Here is an 834-nt window from a genome sequence, read left to right as displayed (position 1 = left end):
TTATTTTTCTTAAATTCAAGCTCTTTTTGTTGATTTATTTCATTTTCTTTAATTTTATTAGCCTCTTTGCTTTTGCATTCTAATTTTATATTTAGGCTTGAATTTAAAATTGAATAATTTAGTATTGTTAATTTATGATTGTTTAAGAAGACTTGGAGGATTTGGGTGGAGTTGTTTGAATTTAAAGATTTGCTAGAATCCCTTGAATTTAAATCAAATTCATCATATTCTAAATAATAAATAGGCTTTGTTTCATCTAAATCGTTGTTTGAATATGCCTTGCTTGAATTTAAATTTAAGTCATTTGAATTTGAGTTGTTGTTTAAAACTCTTGTGCTTGAATCCGAATCATTTGCACTTGGATTCTTGTTCAAATTTCTTGCATTTGAATTATTGCTTGAATTTAAATCACTTGAATTTAAAACATTTGATTTTAAATTTTTAAAGTTTAAATTATTGTTTGAATTTATTGCATTAAAACTTGAATTCTCATTTAAATTCAAGCTCTCAAAGAAGCATTCATTATGTGGCAAAGTAGATTCTGTGCCACCATTTAGCAATACTCCACAAAAATAGATCTTAGATTGCAAGGTATCTATATCTTTAGAATCTAAGATTTGTATGTCGATAATCTCTCCATCATAGGCAAATATATTTTCTATTGTTTTATTTTTAGACATTTGCAAGCTTTTTATTTGATTGTATGTTTTTGCTAAGATTTTTATTTAGCTTGTGGTAGCTACTACTCCAATATTTATCACTTTGTATTCTTGCTAATACATTTTGATAAAATTCATTTCTAGCTATTTGATATTCACTTGACACATTTCCGTA

Annotated in this window: 1 pseudogene; it reads right to left on the bottom strand. The window is 25.7% G+C overall.

Annotated elements, in window-relative coordinates:
* Positions 1-680 (bottom strand): annotated as a pseudogene (locus tag DMC01_RS12625) (hypothetical protein); the annotation flags it as partial.
* Between the last annotated feature and the right edge of the window lie 154 nt (positions 681-834).

It is taken from the genome of Campylobacter troglodytis, assembly GCF_006864425.1.
Lineage (GTDB): Bacteria > Campylobacterota > Campylobacteria > Campylobacterales > Campylobacteraceae > Campylobacter_D > Campylobacter_D troglodytis.
This window is presented reverse-complemented; position numbering and strand designations above follow the sequence as displayed.